This window comes from Actinotalea soli (genome assembly GCF_017565425.1).
In the GTDB taxonomy this organism is placed as follows: domain Bacteria; phylum Actinomycetota; class Actinomycetes; order Actinomycetales; family Cellulomonadaceae; genus Actinotalea; species Actinotalea soli.
Genome location: NZ_JAGEMK010000025.1, coordinates 1 through 310, shown reverse-complemented (window position 1 = coordinate 310; position 310 = coordinate 1). Strand labels below are relative to the sequence as shown.

Below are 310 nucleotides of genomic sequence, written 5' to 3'. Positions count from 1 at the left end.
CACCAGCAAGAGCAACCATCTCAGCAGCTTCACCATGGCAACACATGCTTATGTCCTCACCTTCCTCCTCCTCTCTGGAACCCTAATCATGTCGGAAGCTGCTCTCTGCCAGCAGCAGGGAGATGCCGTGCTAGACACCGACGGCAATCAGGTCCGTCTCGGCCCCAATTACCAAATCGAATACACAGGATCCGACGGCCATACCAGTGTGCTAGGCCTTCTGCGCAACGATCAAAGCCAGTGCGAGAAGTTCATAGGACCAACCAGCCACAACGAGGGCCGGCTGGTGAGCTTCGCTTCAGGTAATGAT

1 protein-coding gene is annotated in these 310 nt (G+C 55.5%); it reads left to right on the top strand.

What is annotated here, in order from left to right:
* A partial coding sequence (locus J4G33_RS16890; protein ID WP_208057170.1) for a hypothetical protein occupies positions 1-310 on the top strand: 310 nt, incomplete at both ends.